At 30.7% G+C, this 25150-nt stretch carries 27 protein-coding genes; 5 read left to right on the forward strand and 22 right to left on the reverse strand.

All coding sequences use genetic code 11. The features are described from left to right. Positions 1 to 85 precede the first annotated feature (85 nt). Together APS56_RS15935 and APS56_RS15940 are read left to right on the forward strand one after the other, a co-directional pair. Positions 86 to 541, forward strand: coding sequence for a PspC domain-containing protein (locus tag APS56_RS15935; protein ID WP_157757691.1), 456 nt, complete (start codon positions 86 to 88; stop codon positions 539 to 541). Between the two features lie 21 nt (positions 542 to 562). After that, positions 563 to 1141 carry a hypothetical protein gene (locus tag APS56_RS15940; RefSeq protein ID WP_157757692.1) on the forward strand — a complete coding sequence of 193 codons (579 nt, stop codon included), beginning with the start codon at positions 563 to 565 and terminating at the stop codon, positions 1139 to 1141. Positions 1142 to 1384: 243 nt separating this feature from the next. On the opposite strand, the gene APS56_RS15945 is transcribed toward APS56_RS15940, so the two are convergent. The 3 genes from APS56_RS15945 to APS56_RS15955 form a co-directional block, all read right to left on the reverse strand. Further along, entirely contained in the window at positions 1385 to 2653 is a 1269-nt protein-coding gene (locus tag APS56_RS15945; RefSeq protein ID WP_157757693.1) for a hypothetical protein, read from the reverse strand. 235 nt (positions 2654 to 2888) lie between these two features. Further along, on the reverse strand, positions 2889 to 3176 hold the full coding sequence (locus APS56_RS15950; protein ID WP_054730712.1) for a type II toxin-antitoxin system RelE/ParE family toxin: 288 nt from the start codon (positions 3174 to 3176) through the stop codon (positions 2889 to 2891). Then, the gene (locus APS56_RS15955) at positions 3169 to 3408 is read right to left on the reverse strand and encodes a ribbon-helix-helix domain-containing protein (protein WP_054730715.1); all 240 of its coding nucleotides are present in this window, start codon (positions 3406 to 3408) and stop codon (positions 3169 to 3171) included. The genes APS56_RS15950 and APS56_RS15955 overlap by 8 nt, the downstream gene beginning before the upstream one ends. A 388-nt stretch (positions 3409 to 3796) precedes the next feature. Between APS56_RS15955 and APS56_RS15960 the strand changes: the two genes are divergently transcribed. Continuing rightward, a complete protein-coding gene (locus APS56_RS15960) occupies positions 3797 to 4765 on the forward strand; it encodes an IS110 family RNA-guided transposase (protein ID WP_054724010.1) in 969 nt (322 codons plus the stop codon). Positions 4766 to 5016: 251 nt separating this feature from the next. Here the strand turns inward: APS56_RS15960 and APS56_RS15965 are convergent, their stop codons facing one another. The 16 genes from APS56_RS15965 to APS56_RS16040 all read right to left on the reverse strand — a co-directional run bounded on the left by APS56_RS15965 (position 5017) and on the right by APS56_RS16040 (position 18882). Beyond that, entirely contained in the window at positions 5017 to 5880 is an 864-nt protein-coding gene (locus APS56_RS15965; RefSeq protein WP_054730718.1) for a DUF7281 domain-containing protein, read from the reverse strand. After that, positions 5880 to 9584, reverse strand: a complete 3705-nt coding sequence (locus APS56_RS15970; protein ID WP_054730721.1) for an ATP-binding protein — start codon at positions 9582 to 9584, stop codon at positions 5880 to 5882. Before APS56_RS15970 ends, APS56_RS15965 begins: the two co-directional genes overlap by 1 nt. Further along, complete coding sequence (locus tag APS56_RS15975; RefSeq protein ID WP_082379386.1) at positions 9568 to 10140, reverse strand: condensin complex protein MksE; 573 nt, start codon at positions 10138 to 10140, stop codon at positions 9568 to 9570. Before APS56_RS15975 ends, APS56_RS15970 begins: the two co-directional genes overlap by 17 nt. Positions 10141 to 10146: 6 nt before the next feature. Next, on the reverse strand, positions 10147 to 11343 hold the full coding sequence (locus tag APS56_RS15980) for a hypothetical protein (RefSeq protein WP_054730724.1): 1197 nt from the start codon (positions 11341 to 11343) through the stop codon (positions 10147 to 10149). Between the two features lie 252 nt (positions 11344 to 11595). Beyond that, positions 11596 to 12189, reverse strand: coding sequence for a hypothetical protein (locus APS56_RS15985; protein ID WP_054730727.1), 594 nt, complete (start codon positions 12187 to 12189; stop codon positions 11596 to 11598). A 59-nt stretch (positions 12190 to 12248) separates the two neighbouring features. Continuing rightward, positions 12249 to 13100 (reverse strand): IS3 family transposase, encoded by an 852-nt coding sequence (locus APS56_RS15990; protein ID WP_082379217.1) that lies wholly within the window; start codon positions 13098 to 13100, stop codon positions 12249 to 12251. After that, positions 13100 to 13471, reverse strand: a complete 372-nt coding sequence (locus APS56_RS15995; protein ID WP_038529377.1) for a transposase — start codon at positions 13469 to 13471, stop codon at positions 13100 to 13102. The genes APS56_RS15990 and APS56_RS15995 overlap by 1 nt, the downstream gene beginning before the upstream one ends. A gap of 36 nt (positions 13472 to 13507) precedes the next feature. Next, positions 13508 to 13813, reverse strand: coding sequence for an IS3 family transposase (locus APS56_RS16880; RefSeq protein WP_054730729.1), 306 nt, complete (start codon positions 13811 to 13813; stop codon positions 13508 to 13510). Between the two features lie 272 nt (positions 13814 to 14085). Then, positions 14086 to 14457: a transposase gene (locus APS56_RS16005; RefSeq protein ID WP_038529377.1), complete on the reverse strand. Its 372-nt coding sequence runs from the start codon at positions 14455 to 14457 to the stop codon at positions 14086 to 14088. 36 nt (positions 14458 to 14493) lie between these two features. After that, complete coding sequence (locus APS56_RS16885) at positions 14494 to 14799, reverse strand: IS3 family transposase (RefSeq protein WP_054730729.1); 306 nt, start codon at positions 14797 to 14799, stop codon at positions 14494 to 14496. 272 nt (positions 14800 to 15071) lie between these two features. Next, positions 15072 to 15443, reverse strand: coding sequence for a transposase (locus APS56_RS16015; protein ID WP_038529377.1), 372 nt, complete (start codon positions 15441 to 15443; stop codon positions 15072 to 15074). A gap of 185 nt (positions 15444 to 15628) precedes the next feature. Beyond that, on the reverse strand, positions 15629 to 16156 hold the full coding sequence (locus APS56_RS16020) for a DMP19 family protein (RefSeq protein WP_054730733.1): 528 nt from the start codon (positions 16154 to 16156) through the stop codon (positions 15629 to 15631). Between the two features lie 148 nt (positions 16157 to 16304). Beyond that, positions 16305 to 16619: a T6SS immunity protein Tdi1 domain-containing protein gene (locus APS56_RS16025; protein WP_169786451.1), complete on the reverse strand. Its 315-nt coding sequence runs from the start codon at positions 16617 to 16619 to the stop codon at positions 16305 to 16307. 126 nt (positions 16620 to 16745) lie between these two features. Beyond that, entirely contained in the window at positions 16746 to 17000 is a 255-nt protein-coding gene (locus APS56_RS16030; protein ID WP_054730740.1) for a hypothetical protein, read from the reverse strand. A gap of 315 nt (positions 17001 to 17315) precedes the next feature. Continuing rightward, the gene (locus tag APS56_RS16035; protein WP_054730743.1) at positions 17316 to 18500 is read right to left on the reverse strand and encodes a DUF6575 domain-containing protein; all 1185 of its coding nucleotides are present in this window, start codon (positions 18498 to 18500) and stop codon (positions 17316 to 17318) included. Further along, positions 18490 to 18882, reverse strand: coding sequence for a hypothetical protein (locus APS56_RS16040; protein WP_054730745.1), 393 nt, complete (start codon positions 18880 to 18882; stop codon positions 18490 to 18492). The genes APS56_RS16035 and APS56_RS16040 overlap by 11 nt, the downstream gene beginning before the upstream one ends. Positions 18883 to 19235: 353 nt before the next feature. Here APS56_RS16040 and APS56_RS16045 point away from each other — a divergent pair, with 353 nt between their 5' ends. Continuing rightward, on the forward strand, positions 19236 to 20204 hold the full coding sequence (locus APS56_RS16045) for an IS110 family RNA-guided transposase (RefSeq protein ID WP_054724010.1): 969 nt from the start codon (positions 19236 to 19238) through the stop codon (positions 20202 to 20204). Positions 20205 to 20334: 130 nt separating this feature from the next. On the opposite strand, the gene APS56_RS16050 is transcribed toward APS56_RS16045, so the two are convergent. Together APS56_RS16050 and APS56_RS16055 are read right to left on the reverse strand one after the other, a co-directional pair. Beyond that, the gene (locus APS56_RS16050) at positions 20335 to 20901 is read right to left on the reverse strand and encodes a hypothetical protein (protein ID WP_054724032.1); all 567 of its coding nucleotides are present in this window, start codon (positions 20899 to 20901) and stop codon (positions 20335 to 20337) included. A gap of 138 nt (positions 20902 to 21039) precedes the next feature. Then, a complete protein-coding gene (locus APS56_RS16055; RefSeq protein WP_054730748.1) occupies positions 21040 to 21651 on the reverse strand; it encodes an FEKKY domain-containing protein in 612 nt (203 codons plus the stop codon). A gap of 369 nt (positions 21652 to 22020) precedes the next feature. On the opposite strand from APS56_RS16055, the gene APS56_RS16060 reads away from it, so the two are divergent. Beyond that, positions 22021 to 22989 (forward strand): IS110 family RNA-guided transposase, encoded by a 969-nt coding sequence (locus APS56_RS16060; protein WP_054724010.1) that lies wholly within the window; start codon positions 22021 to 22023, stop codon positions 22987 to 22989. A 133-nt stretch (positions 22990 to 23122) separates the two neighbouring features. Here APS56_RS16060 and APS56_RS16065 read toward each other — a convergent pair whose 3' ends face one another. Beyond that, positions 23123 to 25045, reverse strand: a complete 1923-nt coding sequence (locus APS56_RS16065) for an ATP-binding protein (protein WP_052466965.1) — start codon at positions 25043 to 25045, stop codon at positions 23123 to 23125. Positions 25046 to 25150 lie beyond the last annotated feature (105 nt).

Genomic DNA, 25150 nt, shown 5'->3' on the forward strand with positions numbered 1-25150 from the left:
TAAGTCAAGTACATCAGAGAATCATTTGGGGTTTTATTTTATAGGTAACTGGGATAAGTTTGTTCTTTATTGAAACTGAGCAGTTATGGATACACAAAATATACTCAATTTTTTTTCCCGACCAGGAACATCGCTTTTGGGAGTTTGCAGCAGGCTTTCTCAAAAACTTAACCTGCCGCCCGTGGGTGTCAGGACAGCTTTTGTAGTCCTTACACTTTTGATGATTCCGTTGGGAGTCATTGCTTATATATGTTTTTATTTGGCAACAGCTCAAAACAAAAACAGGGTGATAACCTTTGGGTTACTCGGAGCTGTATTGGGTGTGCCTTTGAGTTATTATTTTCAGTCAGACATTATCAAAAATTACGGTGGAAATAGTGGAATGTTTAGCTACCTGAGAAATTTCACCAAAATAGTGGACCAATACGATAAGTTTTTAGGTAATGGTTGGGACATTGTTTTCAATGTTTTTTTCAGTGTGCTGATCTTTGCTTTAGTCGGCGGTGCCATCGGATATTATTTGGATAAAAAAGGTAATTAACTAATTTAAATTTACTTTGTTATGAAGAAATACTTACTCTATTTTATAGTTTTAGTGTTAAACCTGTTTATTGCGGGGTGTTCTAAAGAAGATGACAACACTAACCTAAAATCTGAATATTATTTCCGTTTTAAAGTCGATGGAAATCAAGTCGAGTATCCATTTACCCCTGAAACACAAATCAATCTTACCGGTCTTTTAGATTATGATGAAAGGATGCAAACTTATGTAATGAACGTTGGGGGTATTGAAAATATTTTTGAATCTATGACTAACACACTAACTATTTTTGTGAGCGATACTCAAGAAATTTTGACAGGAATAAACTACTCCAATATTTCTGGGTCAAGCGTTACAGTTCCTTATTTTAGTTTTGGAATGGGGTATTACGACAGCGAAGGAAATCTCTATATTACTGGTTTGAATACGGTCACGGAATTGTACGAGACAGCTATAGTTAACTTTTTCGAAATCACAGATACCCATATCAGTGGAACTTTTTCTGGTACATTGATATGGTATGATTTCAATGGTGGCACCAATGTACTTGTAGATTCTGTTGTGGTTTCTGAAGGGAAATTTAAAGTGCCTCGATATTAAATAATTATTGCTGTATATCAACGGTTTTTTTTATTTTGATTTGTTAATTAATAGAAGAAAATGAGGAGAACTAAAACGATCTTTAAGTTAATGCCTTACATACGTATAAGAGCGTATAAGAGGTTGTTAGTATTGTTGTGTGAATTAAGTGGTTGATAATCTTTAATATCTATATTTAATGAATATAGATGCCAATAATTCTTTCTTGATTGTTTTTTGTATGTAAAAAAGTTGTGTTTAATATCATTGATTGATAGGTGTTTCACATCTTCTCAATTGATACATTCTATTTATAAAAGATGGGGAGTCATCTAATGTAGCTGCAGAATAAAACACCCATACTTTTTCATTGCCAACATAAGCTTCTGGTTCTGATACATTAAGAGTAACGTCAAAGTCACTTAATAGCCACATTTGTTGGTCTGGATTATCCAAAGTAGTTAGCCAAATTTCGCCAGGTTTGTTAAATGCTGTTTGTGAAAAATTATCTCCGCTATTATTAATTTGAAAAGCTGAATACAACAGATTATTATGAATAAAAGGTTCGTGCGATTGGTTTAAAGCTGGTGTGTCAAGATTTATCGAAATAGGCGTGATTACTTGATTTTGAAAGTACATAGAGCCGAACGATGTTCTTTTATAAATATATGCTGTGTCTGTTGCATTGATGCCACTCATAAAATATTGATTCCCATTTGATGGATTTAATATAGTATTACCATCAATTTTATTTGATGAATCGTTTGTAATAGGGATAGCAGGTACAGTTGGTGTAAAAGCATTAAATTCCTTTGCTTGAACGATACCATTAACATCTTTGTAACCATATGTTAGATAAGGACTACCTTTGACCCATCTTGGAACAATGACATCCATAGGAACAATGAATGGGTAGACACTTGGTTGTTCTTCTATTAAATAATCATTTGTCGGGTTATCTAAATCAAGAAGACGCAGCTGAAATTTTGTGTTTTGAGGGTAATTCGAAGAAAAACCATTGATAACATCATTTAATATATAAATCACATATCTTTTGTTTGCGTTAGGAAGTTGCGAAGGATAGAAAACTCTTCGTTTGTTGTTAATTGGAGCAGTAATATTAGTAACAGATGCTGAAGTAGGACTTGTTGGTCGTACCATTTTTATTTGTCCTGAAGTTGTAGCTCCAACATAAAAAACACCTAAGTTATCTATTCCCCAATCTGCAGGACGTGCGTAAATATTCGAGGTAAAAGGACTATAGCCTTTTCCATCTGCAGGAATTAAATCTCCTGTATTTGGATCTATACCGCATTGCCAGACTTTTCCAGATACACCACTTGTCGTATCAAGTTCTATCCAAATCATATAATTATCCCTAGGAGAAATTTCGGGATTAACATAGTTTACGGTAAAATCACCAACTCTTATGTCGTTTTCAGAATTAGGAATATCAATTGCACTATTATCATCTGTTTTTGAGCACTGTAGGAAAAGCAAGCTCATCATAAAAAGTAATGCTGTCTGTCTCATAGATTTAATTTTTTTATAAGACAGCATTTTTTACGGAAAGTTTAAAATTATGTAGCCTTTATTCAGGGCGAGTCAAAATTAACCACAACGTGTTTGTGTATGATTTCGTTGCGTGTTTCAGCACTAAAGTTAGCAAATAAATCACAGATAGAAAGTCCGCGAGGATTGTCGTAAGTAGGCGAGAACAAGTAATTACTTATATCCATCGTTGGCAACAGTTTTTTTTTAATTCAGATTATAGTTTTTCAATTAAATCTTGTCTGCCGACAATTGCCATTATTTCTACAATATCCTCATTTACTTTAAAATAAATGCTATCAACTCCACAAACACAACGTCTGTAGTCTTTTTTAATATGGTCAACCGATTCAAATGAAAAGGGGCTTTGTGCAATAATTTCAAAATATTTAAAAAATGATTCAAAGTATTTGTCCGCTTGAGTCATTCCAAATTTTTTTACACCGTAATGATGAATCCGTATCAAGTCATTTTTAGCTTCATTGCTTAATCTATATTTAGTCATTAAGTAAAGACTTTGATTGAGCTAAAATTTCATTTTTACTTTCATTTGTAAACCCACTATTTTCCGCTTTCTCCAATTTAGCGCGAATCCAGTTAATTTCAACTTGTTGTTTTCGGGCTTGTCTAATTAAGTCATTTATTAATTCACTCTTACTTGAATACTCTTTTTTATCCACTTGAGTTTTTAGCCATTCATCGTTTGGCTTAGTGAATGATATACTTTGTCTTGCCATAATTCAATTATTTGATGTAAATATACACCAAATTTGAATCACCTCCAAATTGTTGCCAACGTGTTTGTGTAAGGATAGTTGCGCGTTTGAACCACTAACTTAGTAAAAATGGAACGAATCAGAGGAAAATCCGCAGGATTTTCTGAGTAGGCAAGAACCAAGCAAATATTTTTACACGTCTTAAGTTTGAAATCTATTAAATTAGATATAAATCAGAAAGAACAAAAGAGAGAATTAAGGTTAATATACACGGTGAAGCTTTAGACTTCGACAACATTGATAATCCTCTCTCTTTTACTACTAAATCACGATCAGTTCTGTGAGACTATAGATCTCGATTTCAAGTTGTTGTGAATCCAGTAGTTAGTTCTTTCATAAATCATTTCTTATGAATAAATATAAAGAAACTTTTGGAGTTGACATCAGCAAAGATGTATTTGATGTTTATGGTACCCTTTCGGGTCATAATCAGTACAAAAATGATGAATCAGGATTCGTTAAGTTTCTAAAAGAATTACCAGATACAGCCTTAGTGGTTATGGAAGCAACAGGTTATTATCATTATCGGCTTGCTCAGTTTTTGTACAAAAATAAAATAGTAGTTTCTGTGGTAAATCCTTTATCCATTAAGCGTTTTATTCAAATGAAATTAGCCAAAGTAAAGACAGATAAGAGCGATGCTAAATCGATATGTGATTATGCCTTAATCAATGCAGTACCCATATACAATGCGCTCACAGATGTACAGAGTGAATGTTTACAGCTATTTAGATTGTTAGATGTTTATCTAAAACACCGTACAGCAACCAAGAACAAGCTACACGGGGAAGAGACTTTGGGCATACCATCAAGGTATGTGTACCGTTCATTAAAACGTAATAAAAAGCATCTAGACAAAGAGATTTCTGCTATCGAATTGAAACTTCTATCATTAATCAAACAAGAGCAGCAAGAACAACTAACATTGCTTAGAACTGTTCCTGGCATAGGTCAGAAAACAGCATTGTTTTTAATTGTTATAACCGATGGTTTTTCAAAGTTTGAACACGCAGCACAGTTATGTAGTTACGTTGGAATTACACCTACCATAAGGGAGTCTGGCAGTAGTGTTAAAGGTAGATCACGGATAAGTAAAGTCGGTAATAGGAAACTACGCAATCTATTATTTCTATGTTCGTTTAATGCCTGTAAGCATAATAAAGCGTGTCGGGAACTTTATGAGCGTATAGTAAACAAAGGAAAGAGCAAGAAAGTGGCATTAATAGCTGTAGCTAATAAGCTGATTAAACAATGCTTTGCAATTGCGAAATCAGGCACAGCGTATGATGAAACTTACGTTTCTGTATTGCTTAAGTAATTAAAAAAAATAGAATAAAAAAGCAAACAAAATCAACTACTTGAATTTGTAAGCCCAATATAATAGTGTCTAATATTTTGAAGAAATGACTTGTTTTTTACCTCAGTTCTTTGTTGTGCATAGTGCTTTTTACGTTCAACTTGGTTTTCCGATGTTTGTTATTTAGTTCGGATTGAGCGTAGGCAAGACATACTCTTTTGCAATTTTGGGCTTGTGTGATGGCTGAAGCGAATTGCGAATGTGTATGGCTTTTAGCGTTGGCTATCTGTTTCTATATAATATTCTTGGTCTAAACCTTTTTTTTCTAATTTAATTATCTCAATCAATTCTAAAATTTTTGACTCCTGTATGCTTTCAATTTTGAAATTCATTTTTTGATTATCAAATCGTTCCCTGTTACCATTATTTCTTAAATCACTTTTAATATTCTCAGGAATAAAAAAAGTCGCTTTTCTTAATAAATGCTTTTTATATTCATTAAGGTAAATTCCAATTCCTGCAATATCGAAATCTCCAAAATGCATATAATTATTTGGGATAGAATTCATCCATTTTATAAAATCTTTATTTTGGTTTTGTGGATAACGTGAAACGAACAAAGGATTTATATTTTTAAACAAGTATTTTTGTTCTTGAATCTGACTAAAATTTTTAGCATTCTCAACTCCAATAACTGTTATTTCTTTTGGAATTTTGAAAGATTCATAGTCATATATAAAAACAAAGCTTCCTTTAGTAGGATTGATGATTATGGTTGCATTATTCAGTTCAGCTTTTATAGAACTATAACTATTCAATAAAAAGCCTTTAAAGGCTCTCTCTTTTGATTTTTTAGAATCTGTTGTAATCTTTACAAGTTCCGCACGAGTTGAATTTTCATTTTCTAATGCTAAAACATATTTATTCAAATCATTAACTTGTAATTGATTTGCTAAATAGGTGTGTAAATCCGTTTTATTTATTAAGTCTAATGACTTTTTGTGCTTTCCTTTTCGAGTTATAATATTCTCAGATACTAAATCGTCAATTAATCTACTTTTAGCAGAGTGATTAGGAATAGATTCTCCATTGATTAGTTGTACTAATACTTTTGCTATTTTTAATGTTAATTTCATTAATTAAGAACTTTGGTATTTACTTTAACCAATCGATTAATTTTTGTGATGTATTTTTTAGTGTTGCTTTTAGATTGTTCTTTTGCAAGTTTATATGTGTATTTATAATCTGTAGCATTTTGACTTGTTGGTGAGCCATTAATTAGTAAAATGTTTCTTTCGTTCGCAAATCTTAAAATCCCTTTAACATTATTTGGGTGAAGTCTTCCTATTTCATCCATCATACAATGTAATTTAAAGTCTTTGAATTTTTTAGAAGCACTATCTTTAAAAACATTTAGAAGTAAAATGTTTATCATAGCTTTTACTAAAACATCTGTTCCCTCACTACCAACATTAGAAAGTTTTTCAACCCATCCAGAATCATTATCATTCTCTATTATTCTAAATTGTAAATCAAAAGACTCTGAAAGTGTTAGAGTTGTGCTTTTTGACTTTATTAATTCTTTGACTAGTTGTTTTAATAAATCTACCGCTTTTTGATTTTTTGAATTACTTTCTGACGAAGTAAAAAGATTTGTTTCTCCTAAAGCAATACTATTTTCATCATTATACTCTTTTATCTGAATTAATAATTTGACTATGGGATTAGAACTTTCTAAAGTTTTCATTTCCATTCCTTTGATGGCTTGTACAAAGTTTTTACCAACAAAATCATCATTAATTTTTTTAATTATTTTTTCAATTTCTCCTTTTTTAGAGTTCAGTTCAGTTGTTTCTCTCCCTATTAAGCGAATGATATGTGCAAATCTGTCATTTACACGTTTTTCATATTCGTTAATTTTATCCAATTCGATAAATTCTTTAAGTTCAGATGCAAAGTTTAAAAATTCAATATCTTCATTTAATTTTACTTTAAAGCTAAATATATTTTGTTCGCTAAAATTACCTGTAAATGCATTTGTAGATTGTTGTAACTCTTTAAATGTCTCGATTCCTTTATAATGTTTGTCATTTATTTCTGTGATAATTGAAATAGCAGTTTTTGTCTCAACAACTTCTCTAATTGGCTCAGAAAAATAAATGTGGATGCTTTTGTAGGTTTCCGATTTTTCTTTAAACTCTAAAATTTTATTTTCGTCAGCATCAAATTCATCAATCTTAGATTTTATTGAATTTACAAATTGCTCTTGTTTAGAATATTTTGAATTGATTTTATTCAACTCAATTTTGTGTTCATTAACTATTGAAGCTTGTTTTTTTTCTAAACTAGTTTTATCAACTTTTAGTTGAGGCACTTTGTCAAAGAGTTCTCTTTTGTCTTTGTTGTACTCAATAACAATTGTTTCGTTCTCTTTTATATAATCTAAGTCTTTTTCTATATCGTTTAATCTACCATCAATTATATTGAGTCTTTTCGTGTCAGCTCCTTTGTTGTCTAATTCTGAGGTTTGTTCTTTTTTGATCTCTTGAATACGTTTATCTGATACTTCTTTACCATTTGAGATAGAAGTTTTTATTTCGGAAATGGTATTGTTTCTGATTTCTTCTATAGATTTAATTTCAGAATCCCGTTCCTTTTCTTTTAAGCTTGTTTTACGCCTTATTCCTTTCTTAATAACTTCTAGGTTGTCTTCAGCTTTTAATTTCTTTGACGCAACCTCATCTAAATCATTTTCTAGTTTTTGTAAAATAGCTTCTTTTTCCGATTTAGCTTTTGAAATCCATTCATATAAATCAATCTTATTTTTCTTTAACTTTTCTTCGTTTTGTGATATTGTATATTCATTTTCTGCAATAACTTCTTTAAGACTATTTAGTTTTTTCTTAAATTTAGTTTTTAGCTTTTTTAAACTTTCCTCTTTATTTGCATTAAGTTGCTTAATAGTATTTTGAACTTCAACAATCTTAGCTTTATATTCCTCAATTTCTTGATTGTATTCTTTGACAGTTTTAATACTGTTTTTTAAGGTGTTTAAGTTTAACTCTATACCAAATAGGGTAGAAGAAGTACTATCAATTAGTTTCGGGTTTAGTTCCGTGTTGAATAACACACTATCTTCATCAATTACTTTACCTATGGTGTTTTGCCAATTAGGAATATTATTGTCATTTAGCCAGCCGTAAAGAGAAGATTTACTTTGTTGAATTTTGTTTTCAATTTTCTCGATTTCAAATGCTATTTTTTGACTTTTTTCTTTTTCTTTCTCAACTGATGAATTATTAATCCTTTCAACCTCTTTTGTCTCTAATTCCCATTCTTTACGAATTGTAGTTGTTTGATTTGTTGAATTTAGAACTATGATTTTCGAACTTGAAATTTTGTCTTCAAGTGTTTTTTTATCGTCTTTACTCTTCTCAATTTCTGTAGAGAAAAAGGTTTTATGTTTTAATTCTGATTTGTTTCTCTTTAGGCTATTTTCATTTTCTTTTATTTTTTCTAAAACATTGTAACCTTTATCAACTTCATCTTTGTTTTCTTCTTTAATTTGATTTATCAATATTTGATAGGTATCAAATATTGAAGTCTTATTCTCTCCAAAAGCACGCTGTATTTTGTTGATTTCTGCGTTTTGCGTATTGGTAAACTCTTGTTGTTGATTTTGAATTTGGGAAATGAGAGCTTGAAATTTTTGACTAATTTCTGTGAATTTAGAGGTTAGCAGATTTTTTTCGTCTCTTAAAGTTTTTTGCTCAATAGTTAAAGCATCTTTCTTGGCAACTTTTGAAATTATTTTTTTGATGCTTTGATTATCATATTCAGCTTGTTTCAGTTTTGCTTTTGCTAATTCTGTTGTGATTAGTTTTATATCCGAAACAATATCTTGCTCTCTTCTTCGATGCGTTTTTGCTAAGTTTTCTCTCTTCTTCGATATCTCATTTAACTCATTATTCTCTTTAGAATAACTAGAATATAAAATTGGCTTTTCATTTTCTATATAATTCAGTCTAGATGCTAATTCATAAGCTAGCTCTTTCTTTTCCCTTTTTAGGAAATTGTAAACTCTGAATCTATCAATAATTTTATCAGCTTGTTTCCTAACTACAATTTGCCCTTTTCTATTTTCTTTAAACCATATTTTAATATCGTTAATTTGAGTTTCAAAATCACGTAAATGATTTTTAGAATAATTCTCAATGTCTATAATAAATTCCTCCTCATTTAGAGAATTTATTATGGTGTCTTTAATAAATTTTGCTTCTAAATTAGTGTTGAGAAGTACGTTTTGAATAGTTCTTGGTATATTTTGATATTGCTTACTTTCTATTAAAGCATACTTTTTAAGTTCAGGCTTTAATCCATTATTATCTCCATAAATGATTCTACGAAAATCTTCATAACTCTTTATTAAATTTGTGTAATAAATCTCTTTACCAAAAGCATTTCTGATTTTATCCCAACTTTCAAAAGCTCTATTATCTTTATCGATAAATAATTCTCGCTTATACTCAGAATTAAAAAACCTGAACGCAACTTTTCCATTTACTTTGTAAGCTAAAACACAAAAAGGAATGTTGTCTTTTATAATTTCGTAAATAATATATGAGTTTTGATATTGAAAATAATAATCATCAAATCCCTTTTTCTCTCTCGGTATCCCAAGCTTCGTTTTATTTGCATTGTAGAAAAATAAAATAGCACGAAGTAAGGTGCTTTTTCCGACACCTTGCGTTCCAATTAAATGAACATTTCCGTCTAATTCAATTTCTGCGTATTGTACAGATGCACTATTTATAAAAACTATTTTATTCAGGTATCTCATTTTCTATTTCTTCTGGAATATTAATAGTTGTTATAATGTCTTTCAAATAATTTAATGAGGTAAGTACTTTGTAAGTTTCTGAAATCTCATTTTCTAATGTTATAAAATTATCTTTTTCTAGTTTCTCAATTATTTTTTTTATCCTATCTGAGTAACTTTTTTTGTCAACACCTATTTTTTTTAATTGTTCTAGTTTGGTTTTTAAATCTGCATTGTTTTTTAGTTGATTTACAATGTCTGATGGTGAAAATCTAAAGCCTACATCAAAAGAAGAATCAAAAGTTTTAAAAAAGTCTAGTATGTCAATCCAATTAAATGCTTTTTCTAGTTTTCTGTCTAAGTCTGCATTATTTTCTATACGACTGAAATAGAAATATTCATTGCCTTGTTCTAAGATGTAGTTGATTTGATAAAAGTATTCGTATAAATCTTCAAAAGTTTCGTCATCCTCTAAAACCTTATAAAGTTTTTGAATGTCATCATCTGGACTGTTTGAACAGATGAATTGTCCTTTGCGAAGTACGTCAAATATTTCAGATGTATATTTTGTAATCATTAAATTTTATTTTGAAAATACCATAGCATATTCAATGCCATTGGTGATTTGGAAATTGTCCTTTATTTTTAATTCTTGTTCATATTGTGAAATGATTTGACAGAAGATTGTTACTCGCTCATTAAAATTTACATCTTTTAAAAAATCATAATTTAAAATAAAATTGAATAAATTATCACTTGTAGCAATAAATCGGTTTCGTACTTCTTCTAAATTTATCATTACTTCTTCCTCAATGTTATTTTCAAGATATTCATTAGAAATACTATCTGCTATTTCTGGTTTAAAGAGTAACCTATCCTTATGCTGTTTAGCAATTCTCTTAATTGCTTCAAAAGCTTTCTCACTTTCTCTAAGAAAATCAATAGATAAATTTAAAGGCTGACTTGTTCTTGCTTCAAATATTACTTGATTTTTGTTTGATACTATTTGTTTAATATCAGTTTCTGCTTCAATAGTAAAATTATCTTTTAAATATTTTAGTTTTCGTAATTTCTCTAAGAATTTACCTTGCTGTTTTATTTGATTAAGAAAATCAATTATCTGTTTTTCTATTTCAATTAGGTTGTGTGAGCATTCTCCTAGCTGATGTTTTAATTCAATAATAATTCGATTCAATTCTTCGTCTAAGGCTCTATTAAAAAAAGTTATTTCTTCCTCGTTAATAAGAGTCAATGTTTGCTGTATCAAATTTGTTACTATTGTTCTTTTCTCATCAAGGTGTTCTAACTTTAATTGTTTGTTCTTGTAATTAGATTCGTTTTTAAAGGTGTTTTCAATATTTCTTCTTAAATCTACCACACTTCGTAGTGTGACAAGTCCCATATTTCTAAACGTTTTTTTTATTAGTCTTAAATATGAATATCTGCGATTTTCATTAGGCTCATTTAAAAAATAAAGGATATGTTCTTTTATAGTTTTGATATTATCATCAATGTAAGACAAGTTGATTTCTTCACTAACATAAAGTACTTGCTCAAAGAATTCTGAAAATTGACCATCAAGTTCTAATAAGCCTCCATTTTCTCTTATTACAGATTTTTCAATTAACTTATTAATACGACTTTCTTCATAATCAACTAGTTCTAGTGCATCACTCAACCTGTAGTCTATGGATTTTCTTTTACTAAACATTTCAGATATCAGTTTTTCCTCTCTTTTCAAAGCGGTAACCAATTCTTTTATGTCATTGAAAGTATTCATCGTTTCGTTTTGTGCGTTGGCTAAAAAACAGCTCTTTTGGTTTTTTTAGCGTTGGATTATGTGTCGGAAAAAAAACCAAATGTGCTGTTCGTGCGGTTGGCTTTTTTAGTTCAAATTTCAATAGTTTGCACGATTTTCCGCATTATGCACAACGTGTTGGTATAAGAATAGTGCGTAGTTTGTGTGCGAGGATTTTCCGAAGGAAAATCAGATGCAAGCAAACAAGCACTAACTTTAGATTTAGGAATAAACTTACGCATTATTTTTATACGGTGTTGTGTAACGTTTTTTTTTATTTATTTTAACTTTTCTATTTTCAATAATTAATTCTCCTCCGAATATTATAAATAAATAGACAGCTAAATATTTCATGTCTTTTATCAACAAAGTGAAAGTATCACTTTCTCCTAATATTATGTAGAAATTGACATAACGATATACCAAAAAACATAATGCTCCGCCTGATAATATCTTTAAAAGCAAAAGAGTTTTTTTGTGCTTTGAGATTAGAACAATAAGGAATAGTAAATTCAATATACCCCAAATTATTAAATCATAACTTTCATTAATGTCAGATGCCCAAAAAGAGATCGCCATTATAAAAAATGAACTAAATACAGCTAATCTGTAAATCCATTTATTCTTGAAAAATGCTTTCTCTTTGAATTGAAATTCAGTTTGGGTATTCTCAGCAATTTCTATATTTTCAAGTTCAGAATAATTTTCAAGTAAATATTTTGCAGCTTCAACTGCATCCGTTTCATATAGCGAAGCGTTTTCAATTTTATATTCTAATTCAGACTTCGGTTTATGTTTGAATTTCTCAATAAACTTATTTTCTTTCAATTTTTTTCTTTTTTCAGAAATGTCTTGTCCTGAAATATGGCTACAGGTTAAAATTGTTTTTAAGCTGATAATTTATATACCATATTCGGTGTTTTATAGTCTAAAGATAAATGTAATCTTATTTGGTTGTATAAATTAATTGCATTTTTTGTAGCTCTTTTCGCGTGATCCACGTTATCAAAGGTTTGGTCGAGGTAAAATTCATCTTTTAATATGCCGTTCACACGCTCTGCCATGGCATTTTCGTAACAATGGTTTTCTTCCGTCATACTAATATCTATCTTATTTCTTTTAAGAACTTGTGTGTATACATTACTGCAATACTGTATGCCTCTGTCTGAATGATGTATTAAATCTTTAGTGCTCTTTGTTTGGTACAGAGCTTTGTTTAGAGCTCTAACACATCCTTTTAGTTCCAGGCTATCACTTAGATCATAACCGACAATTTTCCTAGAATACATATCTGTTATTAGTGCTAAGTAACAAAATCCTTTAATGGTTCTTATGTAGGTAATATCGCTTACCCACACCTGATTTGGCCTTGTAATTTTTCTATCTTTTATCAGGTTATTGTATTTATAAAAGCGATGATAAGAGTTTGTAGTTCTGGCACTGGTTTTCTTTCTTAGTGTGAGCATATTATACTTTCTAAGTACGCTAAATAAAGAGTCTCTGCCGACTTTAATATTGGCTTTGTAAAACTCATTGTCTAACGATTTAATGAGTTTTCTAACGCCTTCTCTAGGAAGGGATTTACGTTTTCTACTGACTATTTTTATAATTTGTTGTTCCTGTATTAACCGCTTATCAGCTCTAGATTTGTATTTATAATACGCATCACGTTTAAGACCAAAACAACGCGTTATAGTTGTTAAAGATGTAAATCCCTTAGATTTCTCTTTAGCTTTAATTAAGGCTTTATACTTAGCTTTTTTTTTAGTTCAGCTACAGATTTATAGCCTAAGTCTTCGGCAGCTACCTCAAGGTATGAATCTAAAACCAAAGTATCTAAATCCTTTTTAATCAGTAGTTTTTTAAGCTGTTCAATCTCTTTTTGAAGTGCTTTAATTCTAGATATTTCGTCTTTTGTTTCCACTTTTACTCTGGTGTTCATTAGATCTTTACGATTGTACTTTTTAATCCACTCATTGACCGTTGTAGGAGCAATGGAGTAGAGTTTACAAAGTTCGCTCTTTGTATGTTTACCGGTTGTAAGTTCGGCTAAAATTTTCAGTTTGAAAGGTTCTGAATACCGTCTGATTACTTTGTCATTTTTGTACATAATGTTTAAAATTATGTAGCCTATATTCAGGACGGGTCAGTCTGAATGATGTATTAAATCTTTAGTGCTCTTTGTTTGGTACAGAGCTTTGTTTAGAGCTCTAACACATCCTTTTAGTTCCAGGCTATCACTTAGATCATAACCGACAATTTTCCTAGAATACATATCTGTTATTAGTGCTAAGTAACAAAATCCTTTAATGGTTCTTATGTAGGTAATATCGCTTACCCACACCTGATTTGGCCTTGTAATTTTTCTATCTTTTATCAGGTTATTGTATTTATAAAAGCGATGATAAGAGTTTGTAGTTCTGGCACTGGTTTTCTTTCTTAGTGTGAGCATATTATACTTTCTAAGTACGCTAAATAAAGAGTCTCTGCCGACTTTAATATTGGCTTTGTAAAACTCATTGTCTAACGATTTAATGAGTTTTCTAACGCCTTCTCTAGGAAGGGATTTACGTTTTCTACTGACTATTTTTATAATTTGTTGTTCCTGTATTAACCGCTTATCAGCTCTAGATTTGTATTTATAATACGCATCACGTTTAAGACCAAAACAACGCGTTATAGTTGTTAAAGATGTAAATCCCTTAGATTTCTCTTTAGCTTTAATTAAGGCTTTATACTTAGCTTTTTTTTTAGTTCAGCTACAGATTTATAGCCTAAGTCTTCGGCAGCTACCTCAAGGTATGAATCTAAAACCAAAGTATCTAAATCCTTTTTAATCAGTAGTTTTTTAAGCTGTTCAATCTCTTTTTGAAGTGCTTTAATTCTAGATATTTCGTCTTTTGTTTCCACTTTTACTCTGGTGTTCATTAGATCTTTACGATTGTACTTTTTAATCCACTCATTGACCGTTGTAGGAGCAATGGAGTAGAGTTTACAAAGTTCGCTCTTTGTATGTTTACCGGTTGTAAGTTCGGCTAAAATTTTCAGTTTGAAAGGTTCTGAATACCGTCTGATTACTTTGTCATTTTTGTACATAATGTTTAAAATTATGTAGCCTATATTCAGGACGGGTCAGTCTGAATGATGTATTAAATCTTTAGTGCTCTTTGTTTGGTACAGAGCTTTGTTTAGAGCTCTAACACATCCTTTTAGTTCCAGGCTATCACTTAGATCATAACCGACAATTTTCCTAGAATACATATCTGTTATTAGTGCTAAGTAACAAAATCCTTTAATGGTTCTTATGTAGGTAATATCGCTTACCCACACCTGATTTGGCCTTGTAATTTTTCTATCTTTTATCAGGTTATTGTATTTATAAAAGCGATGATAAGAGTTTGTAGTTCTGGCACTGGTTTTCTTTCTTAGTGTGAGCATATTATACTTTCTAAGTACGCTAAATAAAGAGTCTCTGCCGACTTTAATATTGGCTTTGTAAAACTCATTGTCTAACGATTTAATGAGTTTTCTAACGCCTTCTCTAGGAAGGGATTTACGTTTTCTACTGACTATTTTTATAATTTGTTGTTCCTGTATTAACCGCTTATCAGCTCTAGATTTGTATTTATAATACGCATCACGTTTAAGACCAAAACAACGCGTTATAGTTGTTAAAGATGTAAATCCCTTAGATTTCTCTTTAGCTTTAATTAAGGCTTTATACTTAGCTTTTTTTTTAGTTCAGCTACAGATTTATAGCCTAAGTCTTCGGCAGCTACCTCAAGGTATGAATCTAAAACCAAAGTATCTAAATCCTTTTTAATCAGTAGTTTTTTAAGCTGTTCAATCTCTTTTTGAAGTGCTTTAATTCTAGATATTTCGTCTTTTGTTTCCACTTTTACTCTGGTGTTCATTAGATCTTTACGATTGTACTTTTTAATCCACTCATTGACCGTTGTAGGAGCAATGGAGTAGAGTTTACAAAGTTCGCTCTTTGTATGTTTACCGGTTGTAAGTTCGGCTAAAATTTTCAGTTTGAAAGGTTCTGAATACCGTCTGATTACTTTGTCATTTTTGTACATAATGTTTAAAATTATGTAGCCTATATTCAGGACGGGTCAGCATTGTGTACAACGTGTTTGTGTATGGTTAGTTGCGTGGTTAAGCAACTAAGTTAGCAAACTTTCACGAACCAGAGAAAATTCCGCAGGAATTTTCGCAAGTAGGCTATAACCAAGCAATTAATTATACACGGTGTTGTAACACGTTATTTTTTAAATTCAGTTTTGTTCTTAATCACAAAAGCGATTAATAATTCGGTCAAGTCATCTTTATATTCATAAAATTCCGAATCACATTTATTCCAGTTTTCTTCCGCATTTTTTTCAATTAGTTCTAATTCGGTTTGTCTTTCAGTTCTGTCTTTAGAAACAATTCCGTTTTTAAATTCAGAGTTTGCTTTTTTTACTATTTCCGCTGTTTTTTTTGCTCCAATTACTAAAAGAGCATTTACAGTCTCCTGACTAAAATCTCCACTCGAATTAAAATAGAATTGATTAAATCCGCCATTATTCATTTCACGTTCTAAATTTTCCACGAAAAGAAAAGTCTGTTGAGAAGAATTCAGTTTCTCAATATTTTCTCCGTAGTTTGATTTTTCATTCAGATAAGTGTCAATTTCCATAACAATCATATCTCGTCTTTCAATTTTCAATGTCTTTTCCAAATCAAATTCCGATTGTGCATTTGCGTTGGCAAAAAATAATGACGATATGAATAATAGCAGTTTTTTCAAAGTATGGATTAATGTGTTACAACGGTTACGTATAAGAATAGTTGCGTGTTTACGTGCGAGGATTTTCCGAAGGAAAATCAGACGTAGCAAACGTGCAACGACCTTTGATTAGGCACATAACCGCAATTATTTTTATACATTGTTGTGCCTAGTTTTTTATATTTAGTTTTATTTTTTGTCCGTCTTTCAAATCCTTTATTTGAAATCCTAAATCTCCGCTAAAAGCAATTAATTCCGCAAAACTAATTTTTCCGAGATTCGATTTCTCATATTCTCCGCCAATAACAGCCGACATTTTTAGACAATATTTTTCGTTTTCTCTTAATTCTCCAAGTTCCGATTTTGCAATGTTCACAAGGTTTGTCATTTCCCAATCTTCAATAAATTCAGAGTCGGCAGTAATTCGGTCAAATTCAGGTTCCGATTTCGCAATTTTTACACAACTAATTTCTTCGGGACAAATTCTCTAATATTCGTTTTTGTCCGTTTTGAATATTACGTTGCCAAAGTCATTCGTTCGAACTATTTCGGTCGCGTTAAACCCTTTCCAATTCCAAGCTTTGTTTATTTCAGTAATTATTTTTTCCATTTAAAAACTACTAATTATGATTGCAACAAGTATTATTAGAAGATAAAATAGTATTCCAGCAATTCTTGCTTTTTCGGCTTGTTCAATTTTTTTTTCAAATCCAAACTTTTTATAACGTTCAAATTCAATTTGGTTAGCACTTTTTGGATTTAAACGCCAATTGGGATTAACTGGAACGAAGAAAAAGGCGAGCCATTCTCCTTTTGTTAAAGGTATGGTTTTACGTTTCTCTATGTTTTCTAATTCCAGGCTCAAGTTTTCGTTAAATTAGGCACAACGTGTTTGTATATGGTTTGTTGCGTGGTTTAGCACGTAATTTAGCAAATAAAAACCGAATAGAAAATCCGCGAGGATTTTCGTAAGTAGGCTAGAACTAGCAATAAATTATATACGGCTTAAGTTTGAAATCTATTAAATTAGATATAAATCAGAACAAACATCTTAAAAAAATAGAATAAAAAAAAGCTTACAAAATCAACTACTTGAATTTGTAAGCCCAATATAATAGTGTCTAATATTTTTGAAGAAATGACTTGTTTTTTACCTCAGTTCTTTGTTGTAGTGCGTTTTTTATTCAGGTTCTTTTTGATAATCAATTAAATATCTTTTTATTTCTTCAGGTTTTAAAGTTGTTTCTGGAAAATATAATGTCTTAATTTGAAAAACATAAGTCTCTTTTCCAATATTTACAAAATCGTTTTTTACCTTTTCCAATATTGAAAGTTCAAATTTTCCTTTTACGGTAAATTCATCTTCAAATGAATAGATTTTAAAAGAAGGCTCCTTTCGGTCAATATCGATTTCCAAAAATGTACCTTTAATTTCCTCTACATCTTCAATGACATCTAAAGTTTCATCAATTATTTTTTTTGCATTTTCTGCTCGCTCTTTGTTAAGAGTATTTGTTTTTATGTCCTTAGTTACTGGATTTGCATACGCAGTATGCAAATCAGCATTATTATCAATAATTGCTTTAATTATTGTAATGTAGTGTTTTAGATAATTATCATTTTTTGTTTTATACAAAACTGTTTCAAAATCCTCTTTATTTTGAGCATTAAGTAGTAATAATAAATTCTCAATAACCGTAGTTTCTTTTTGAAAGAAAAGGTCGTGACTATAATTTAGTTCAATAGTAATTCCGAAAGATGCTTGTCTTAAGTTTGAAAATGCTAAATACTTATCTGCATTTCTATTATCAAACTCCAACATATTTTTAATTATTTCAATAATTGGTGTGAAAACTTTATATAAAGCATATGGCTTAATATTGTTTATAAGGTTTTGACTTTGAAGATAAAAGTCAAAGACGATTTTTTGTTTTCTTTCTGAAAAGTCGAGTAAATCATTTTCTTTTAAAACTACTTCATTTTTTGGTTTTTCGTAATTAACGACATAATCTCTTGGAATAATTTGAGATTCTGAAATCACAGAAACAGGAACTAAAAAAGAATCTAATACTTTTCCAGTATTATGAGAAAATTCTGCGATATATATAAATTCATTTTCTGGTTTTTCAAATGCTAAATTCAGAGAAATTTCATTAGTTAATATTTCATTAAGACGTTCTTGACTAACTTGAATATATGCTCTTTGTTCTTTTTCAAAATCACTAAACGTTAGATAACTTAAAAAATTATTGCCAATAAGGTCTTTTTCCAATAATAGAATAGGTTCTATTTCGAAATCAAATGCACGAATAACCCTTAGTTTCAGAGGGAAATTCGGAAGACGATATTTAGAATTAATTTTCATCTATTAGTTTAATATTTACACACTCAAATGTATCATAATTTTTCGATTCATATAACCAAGTACTAAAGTGTCCGCTTTTTGGATTAAAGTCATTTTTTCCATCTGATGTAGATATTTCTATCTTGGCTATATGACTTCCAATATTTTTACCTCTTTTAAGTGCTCCTTTCCAAGCTTTAATAGCATTTTTTTCTGAATCGAATGATGAAATTGCATAAGCTTCACAAAGCGTTTTATATCTTTCATTTTCGGGATGTAAATAAACGTAAGGAAGAAAGTCTTCATCATTTGGTTCTTTATTTTTAAGAATTCGATATGCTTCAAAATCAAGTTCTTTTGCTGATGAAGGCGGACAATTAATTGGTAATTTTTCTTTCCACATAGTTTTTTTTTAAATGCACTACAACGGTTACGTATATGAAATGTTGCGTGTTTGTGTGCGAGGATTTTCCGAAGGAAAATCAGATGCAAGCAAACAAAGCAACTCACATTGGTTAAGCACAAAATAGCAATTTTTTATATACAACTTAAGTTTGAAATCTATTAAATTAGATATAAATCAGAAAGAACAAAAGAGAGAATTAAGGTTAATATATACGGTGAAGCTTTAGACTTCGACAACATTGATAATCCTCTCTCTTTTACTACTAAATCACGATCAGTTCTGTGAGACTATAGATCTCGATTTCAAGTTGTTGTGAATCCAGTAGTTAGTTCTTTCATAAATCATTTCTTATGAATAAATATAAAGAAACTTTTGGAGTTGACATCAGCAAAGATGTATTTGATGTTTATGGTACCCTTTCGGGTCATAATCAGTACAAAAATGATGAATCAGGATTCGTTAAGTTTCTAAAAGAATTACCAGATACAGCCTTAGTGGTTATGGAAGCAACAGGTTATTATCATTATCGGCTTGCTCAGTTTTTGTACAAAAATAAAATAGTAGTTTCTGTGGTAAATCCTTTATCCATTAAGCGTTTTATTCAAATGAAATTAGCCAAAGTAAAGACAGATAAGAGCGATGCTAAATCGATATGTGATTATGCCTTAATCAATGCAGTACCCATATACAATGCGCTCACAGATGTACAGAGTGAATGTTTACAGCTATTTAGATTGTTAGATGTTTATCTAAAACACCGTACAGCAACCAAGAACAAGCTACACGGGGAAGAGACTTTGGGCATACCATCAAGGTATGTGTACCGTTCATTAAAACGTAATAAAAAGCATCTAGACAAAGAGATTTCTGCTATCGAATTGAAACTTCTATCATTAATCAAACAAGAGCAGCAAGAACAACTAACATTGCTTAGAACTGTTCCTGGCATAGGTCAGAAAACAGCATTGTTTTTAATTGTTATAACCGATGGTTTTTCAAAGTTTGAACACGCAGCACAGTTATGTAGTTACGTTGGAATTACACCTACCATAAGGGAGTCTGGCAGTAGTGTTAAAGGTAGATCACGGATAAGTAAAGTCGGTAATAGGAAACTACGTAATCTATTATTTCTATGTTCGTTTAATGCCTGTAAGCATAATAAAGCGTGTCGGGAACTTTATGAGCGTATAGTAAACAAAGGAAAGAGCAAGAAAGTGGCATTAATAGCTGTAGCTAATAAGCTGATTAAACAATGCTTTGCAATTGCGAAATCAGGCACAGCGTATGATGAAACTTACGTTTCTGTATTGCTTAAGTAATTAAAAAAAATAGAATAAAAAAAAGCTTACAAAATCAACTACTTGAATTTGTAAGCCCAATATAATAGTGTCTAATATTTTTGAAGAAATGACTTGTTTTTTACCTCAGTTCTTTGTTGTGCACTGGCTTTTATTTTTTCAGTTCGTTTCGGTACAATTCCGCTAACTTATTCCGTTCTGTTTCGTCTTTTAATATATTCTGTAACCACATCTGCGGTTGGTCAGTTGCATTTCCATATTTTCTGTCTTTATATTCTTCAAATTCCGAAAATTCAAGCCAATTTATATTGTGAATATGCTGAAGTGAATAAACAGCCATTTCTCCATTCGTTGCTCCAAAAAATGGGCAAGTATGCACTTTAGTTTTCGTTGTGTCAGAAAGTTTAGAGATAAGAAATTCAGTCAATTCCGTTTTGTCATTTTTCGCAAATTTTTTCCATTCCGTTTCGCTAAAAACCATAGTAGGAATTTCTCTCTTTTTTTCTGTGACATATTGTGTTCCTCCTAAACATCCTCCTTTGTCAAAAACCATAAAATTCCACTGTTCCGAAATTGAGTTGGTTTGCTGTAATTCCATTTGAGGAATTTCTTCAGTCAATTCAGCCGTTACCTTATTCAATTCCGATTTAGATTCTGTTTTGTTTTTACAAGAAACTAAAGTTAAAATCAGAAGTAATATTTTTAATGGATTTTTCATTTTCAGCTTGTGCACAACGTTTATGTGTATGAGCTGTGGCGTGGGTTAAAAACGGAACATTCCAAACAGGTACTTGCCAGAGGAAAATCCGCAGGATTTTCCAGATGAGCGAGGACAAGCCATAGCTTATACACGGTGTTACCACACGTTTTTTATTCCGATTAATTTTTTCATTGTTTCGTTATAGCGATGTATAATTCGGCTTTCAGTTGCCACAATTATACAGCCATAAATATAATCATATTCAATTCCGTATTCTTTTGAAATTTTGTTACGACGTTTGATGGTTTTTTTAGATAAAAATCCTCCACCAGCAATAATCCTTAAATTTCCGTTTTCAAAATCCAGGCGAGCTTGCTTTTCAGAGTATTTATTATAAAATTCTGGTGAGGAAATCGAATCTCTGTAAGTTGCAGTTCTTAAGTCCGATATTTTTAATTTCAAAGTATCACTTATTTGGCTTGGGTCAAAAGTAAAATCTGCGTTAGTTGTTTTGGACTTTTTGTTTATCGACAAATAGATTTTCTCATTAGGATTTACGTTGCATTTAAAAATTCCGTTTGAGTCGGTTTCAAATTCACGAATTGTTGTTCCTTGCTTAATTTCCACTTTTTGCTTTTGAGAATTTAAGAATTCCAATGTTTTTTCGGTTGCGGAATCCATATTTGGTATGCCATAACTATAGGACATATAATATTCTACGTTTCCAATAATTTCTTTTTGAGCGTAAAGATTTTGTTGGAAAATCAAAATTGTTAATATGTAGACGATTTTTCTCAAATGTGTGGTAACGTGTTTGTATATGGTTTGTTGCGTGGTTTAAGCAACTAATTTAGTAAATAATTACCGACCAAGAAAGTCCGCGAGGACTTTCGTAAGTAGGCTAGAACCAGCAATAAATTATATACGGCTTAAGTTTGAAATCTATTAAATTAGATATAAATCAGAAAGAACAAAAGAGAGAATTAAGGTTAATATATACGGTGAAGCTTTAGACTTCGACAACATTGATAATCCTCTCTCTTTTACTACTAAATCACGATCAGTTCTGTGAGACTATAGATCTCGATTTCAAGTTGTTGTGAATCCAGTAGTTAGTTCTTTCATAAATCATTTCTTATGAATAAATATAAAGAAACTTTTGGAGTTGACATCAGCAAAGATGTATTTGATGTTTATGGTACCCTTTCGGGTCATAATCAGTACAAAAATGATGAATCAGGATTCGTTAAGTTTCTAAAAGAATTACCAGATACAGCCTTAGTGGTTATGGAAGCAACAGGTTATTATCATTATCGGCTTGCTCAGTTTTTGTACAAAAATAAAATAGTAGTTTCTGTGGTAAATCCTTTATCCATTAAGCGTTTTATTCAAATGAAATTAGCCAAAGTAAAGACAGATAAGAGCGATGCTAAATCGATATGTGATTATGCCTTAATCAATGCAGTACCCATATACAATGCGCTCACAGATGTACAGAGTGAATGTTTACAGCTATTTAGATTGTTAGATGTTTATCTAAAACACCGTACAGCAACCAAGAACAAGCTACACGGGGAAGAGACTTTGGGCATACCATCAAGGTATGTGTACCGTTCATTAAAACGTAATAAAAAGCATCTAGACAAAGAGATTTCTGCTATCGAATTGAAACTTCTATCATTAATCAAACAAGAGCAGCAAGAACAACTAACATTGCTTAGAACTGTTCCTGGCATAGGTCAGAAAACAGCATTGTTTTTAATTGTTATAACCGATGGTTTTTCAAAGTTTGAACACGCAGCACAGTTATGTAGTTACGTTGGAATTACACCTACCATAAGGGAGTCTGGCAGTAGTGTTAAAGGTAGATCACGGATAAGTAAAGTCGGTAATAGGAAACTACGTAATCTATTATTTCTATGTTCGTTTAATGCCTGTAAGCATAATAAAGCGTGTCGGGAACTTTATGAGCGTATAGTAAACAAAGGAAAGAGCAAGAAAGTGGCATTAATAGCTGTAGCTAATAAGCTGATTAAACAATGCTTTGCAATTGCGAAATCAGGCACAGCGTATGATGAAACTTACGTTTCTGTATTGCTTAAGTAATTAAAAAAAATAGAATAAAAAAAAGCTTACAAAATCAACTACTTGAATTTGTAAGCCCAATATAATAGTGTCTAATATTTTTGAAGAAATGACTTGTTTTTTACCTCAGTTCTTTGTTGTAAGCTGGCTTTTTTTATTCTGTAAATTCTTTAATTTTATCTAACCAATTTTTAATTTCATCATAACCTCCACGTTCGATTAATCTCTCAACAGTCATTTTATTAATCGCATTTGTGTTTAATTGACGTTTGGCTTTTGATATTTTTTTCTTTTGCTTTTCTTCCGTTTTTAATGGGTCTGGATTAATTGTATCCCAATCAGTATCACTTGTGACACTATGCACTTCTCTTGCAACTTTTTCAGGGACATCATCTGTATCTATAATCTCTGTTAAGTTAATAGTAATATTTAAATCTTCATAACATTCGTTAATTGCTTCGTGATGCAAATAGTTTTCAAATTCTAATTTAGTCGTGTTGTAACCAACTTTTTTATCATTATTTTCTGCATTTAAATCTGCTACACTTTGTACATATGCAGGAATATCTGAGTCATAAATATGTACTTGAGATTGAAGAAGACCATCCAAATATTTTTTTTCTATATAATACTTTAGTTGTGAGCCACCTGTAGGGATAAAAGCAACAGATTCATTATTCTCCAAATTAATTATTGAGTCATCATTTGAGTTTAAAAGTTTACTTATTCCAATTAAGCCATTTATATCATTTTCGCCTTCTACAAAAATTAATACTTTGACTTTATTTTTTGGGTCTGGTAATGCTCCTAATGTGTCTATAATTTTATCAATTATTTCTGTATTATCAGAGCCATCTGAATTTATACCACTTTCGATATTTGTATTACCATTGTCTGAATAGACATATCTCAATGACTTTTTTGGGATTTCTTTTGCAAGATTAGAATTATGTGTTGTAAAAAATACTTGAGCATTATCCGTCTCAGATAAATCTCTCAGAGCATTTACAATCATTAATTGAAAATCTGGGTGTTGAGATGTTTCGGGCTCTTCTAATGCGTAAATAATGTTTGGTGCATTAGCTGTTCTTCTATTTTCTACTTGCGCTCTAAAAAAGCTTAATAAGACTAAACGTCTCATTCCGCTTCCTCTTTTGTTTAATGGAACACCTCTATTATCTTCTAACGTTAATTTAAATATTGAATTCCAAGTAGGCTCTTTTGGAAAGTTAGAGCGTAAAGTTTCTGCTAAATCTGAATCTAATTCGTTTAATTTATTTATTGTGTCGTCAGCGAGAGATGTTGATGCATTCTGAACTGCTTCTTTTAATTGAACTAATAAAGGTGTAATATTGTCTCTTTTAAGGACTTCCTTTATTATTTCTTTCATTGGGTCTTGAATATCTGAATCTTGGTCAGTCAATGGCTTATCTACGAAGAATAGAGAATATATAGGTAAGTATTTTTTTAGACCAGTCCATATTTTCTTTCTGTTATCTTCATTATCTAACTTTCCATCTATTTTTATTTCGGTGGTAATTTTCGATATGTTTCCATCAGGGTAAAAATGATTTCTTATTGCATTTCTTAATTCTTTACTTTTACTTCTATTAACTCCTTCGGAATTAATGTTTAGCTCCTCAAATTGATTCTTTAATGTTGTCCTCTTTTTAGAAAGTAAATCCTTTAGATTTTCATTATCGGGATATTCACAGATAATAACAGATTCTTCCGAAACACTTCCAGATGCAGAAATTGGAAACTTTTTTTTAATTTCAAGTTTATTATTTGAATTTAGCAGAAATTCATCTTTTAAACTCGTTTTTATCGTGTCGTCAAGAATTAAGTCTTGAGGTAAATCATCAAATACACACGTTATTTCTATTTGAGAATTGTCATTTGAAATACATAAATCATATTTGTCAGGCTTTCCATTAAAAAAAATGTCTAAAGCTTCTAAAATTGTTGACTTTCCAACATCATTTTTTCCAATGATAACATTCAAGTCTGAAATATCAATTTCTGTTTCTTGAGAATAGCTTCTGAAGTTTTTTAATTTTAGCTTGTTTAGTTTCATAGTTTGTCGGTTCGGTCAGCTTGCTTACAACGGTTTTGTATATGATACGTTGCGTGTATAAGTCACTAATTCGCAAATAAAAACCGAATAGAATATTCCGAAGGA

Origin of the sequence: Pseudalgibacter alginicilyticus, from assembly GCF_001310225.1 — a bacterium.
GTDB classification, from domain to species: domain Bacteria; phylum Bacteroidota; class Bacteroidia; order Flavobacteriales; family Flavobacteriaceae; genus Pseudalgibacter; species Pseudalgibacter alginicilyticus.

What these genes read in the sequence shown, in the direction of transcription:
- APS56_RS15935 (WP_157757691.1), top strand. Translation starts at nt 86, where the DNA reads ATGGATACACAAAATATACTCAATTTTTTTTCCCGACCAGGAACATCG.
- APS56_RS15940 (WP_157757692.1), top strand. Translation starts at nt 563, where the DNA reads ATGAAGAAATACTTACTCTATTTTATAGTTTTAGTGTTAAACCTGTTT.
- APS56_RS15945 (WP_157757693.1), bottom strand. Translation starts at nt 2,653, where the DNA reads ATGAGACAGACAGCATTACTTTTTATGATGAGCTTGCTTTTCCTACAG.
- APS56_RS15950 (WP_054730712.1), bottom strand. Translation starts at nt 3,176, where the DNA reads ATGACTAAATATAGATTAAGCAATGAAGCTAAAAATGACTTGATACGG.
- APS56_RS15955 (WP_054730715.1), bottom strand. Translation starts at nt 3,408, where the DNA reads ATGGCAAGACAAAGTATATCATTCACTAAGCCAAACGATGAATGGCTA.
- APS56_RS15960 (WP_054724010.1), top strand. Translation starts at nt 3,797, where the DNA reads ATGAATAAATATAAAGAAACTTTTGGAGTTGACATCAGCAAAGATGTA.
- APS56_RS15965 (WP_054730718.1), bottom strand. Translation starts at nt 5,880, where the DNA reads ATGAAATTAACATTAAAAATAGCAAAAGTATTAGTACAACTAATCAAT.
- APS56_RS15970 (WP_054730721.1), bottom strand. Translation starts at nt 9,584, where the DNA reads ATGAGATACCTGAATAAAATAGTTTTTATAAATAGTGCATCTGTACAA.
- APS56_RS15975 (WP_082379386.1), bottom strand. Translation starts at nt 10,140, where the DNA reads ATGATTACAAAATATACATCTGAAATATTTGACGTACTTCGCAAAGGA.
- APS56_RS15980 (WP_054730724.1), bottom strand. Translation starts at nt 11,343, where the DNA reads ATGAATACTTTCAATGACATAAAAGAATTGGTTACCGCTTTGAAAAGA.
- APS56_RS15995 (WP_038529377.1), bottom strand. Translation starts at nt 13,471, where the DNA reads ATGTACAAAAATGACAAAGTAATCAGACGGTATTCAGAACCTTTCAAA.
- APS56_RS16880 (WP_054730729.1), bottom strand. Translation starts at nt 13,813, where the DNA reads ATGCTCACACTAAGAAAGAAAACCAGTGCCAGAACTACAAACTCTTAT.
- APS56_RS16005 (WP_038529377.1), bottom strand. Translation starts at nt 14,457, where the DNA reads ATGTACAAAAATGACAAAGTAATCAGACGGTATTCAGAACCTTTCAAA.
- APS56_RS16885 (WP_054730729.1), bottom strand. Translation starts at nt 14,799, where the DNA reads ATGCTCACACTAAGAAAGAAAACCAGTGCCAGAACTACAAACTCTTAT.
- APS56_RS16015 (WP_038529377.1), bottom strand. Translation starts at nt 15,443, where the DNA reads ATGTACAAAAATGACAAAGTAATCAGACGGTATTCAGAACCTTTCAAA.
- APS56_RS16035 (WP_054730743.1), bottom strand. Translation starts at nt 18,500, where the DNA reads ATGAAAATTAATTCTAAATATCGTCTTCCGAATTTCCCTCTGAAACTA.
- APS56_RS16040 (WP_054730745.1), bottom strand. Translation starts at nt 18,882, where the DNA reads ATGTGGAAAGAAAAATTACCAATTAATTGTCCGCCTTCATCAGCAAAA.
- APS56_RS16045 (WP_054724010.1), top strand. Translation starts at nt 19,236, where the DNA reads ATGAATAAATATAAAGAAACTTTTGGAGTTGACATCAGCAAAGATGTA.
- APS56_RS16050 (WP_054724032.1), bottom strand. Translation starts at nt 20,901, where the DNA reads ATGAAAAATCCATTAAAAATATTACTTCTGATTTTAACTTTAGTTTCT.
- APS56_RS16060 (WP_054724010.1), top strand. Translation starts at nt 22,021, where the DNA reads ATGAATAAATATAAAGAAACTTTTGGAGTTGACATCAGCAAAGATGTA.
- APS56_RS16065 (WP_052466965.1), bottom strand. Translation starts at nt 25,045, where the DNA reads ATGAAACTAAACAAGCTAAAATTAAAAAACTTCAGAAGCTATTCTCAA.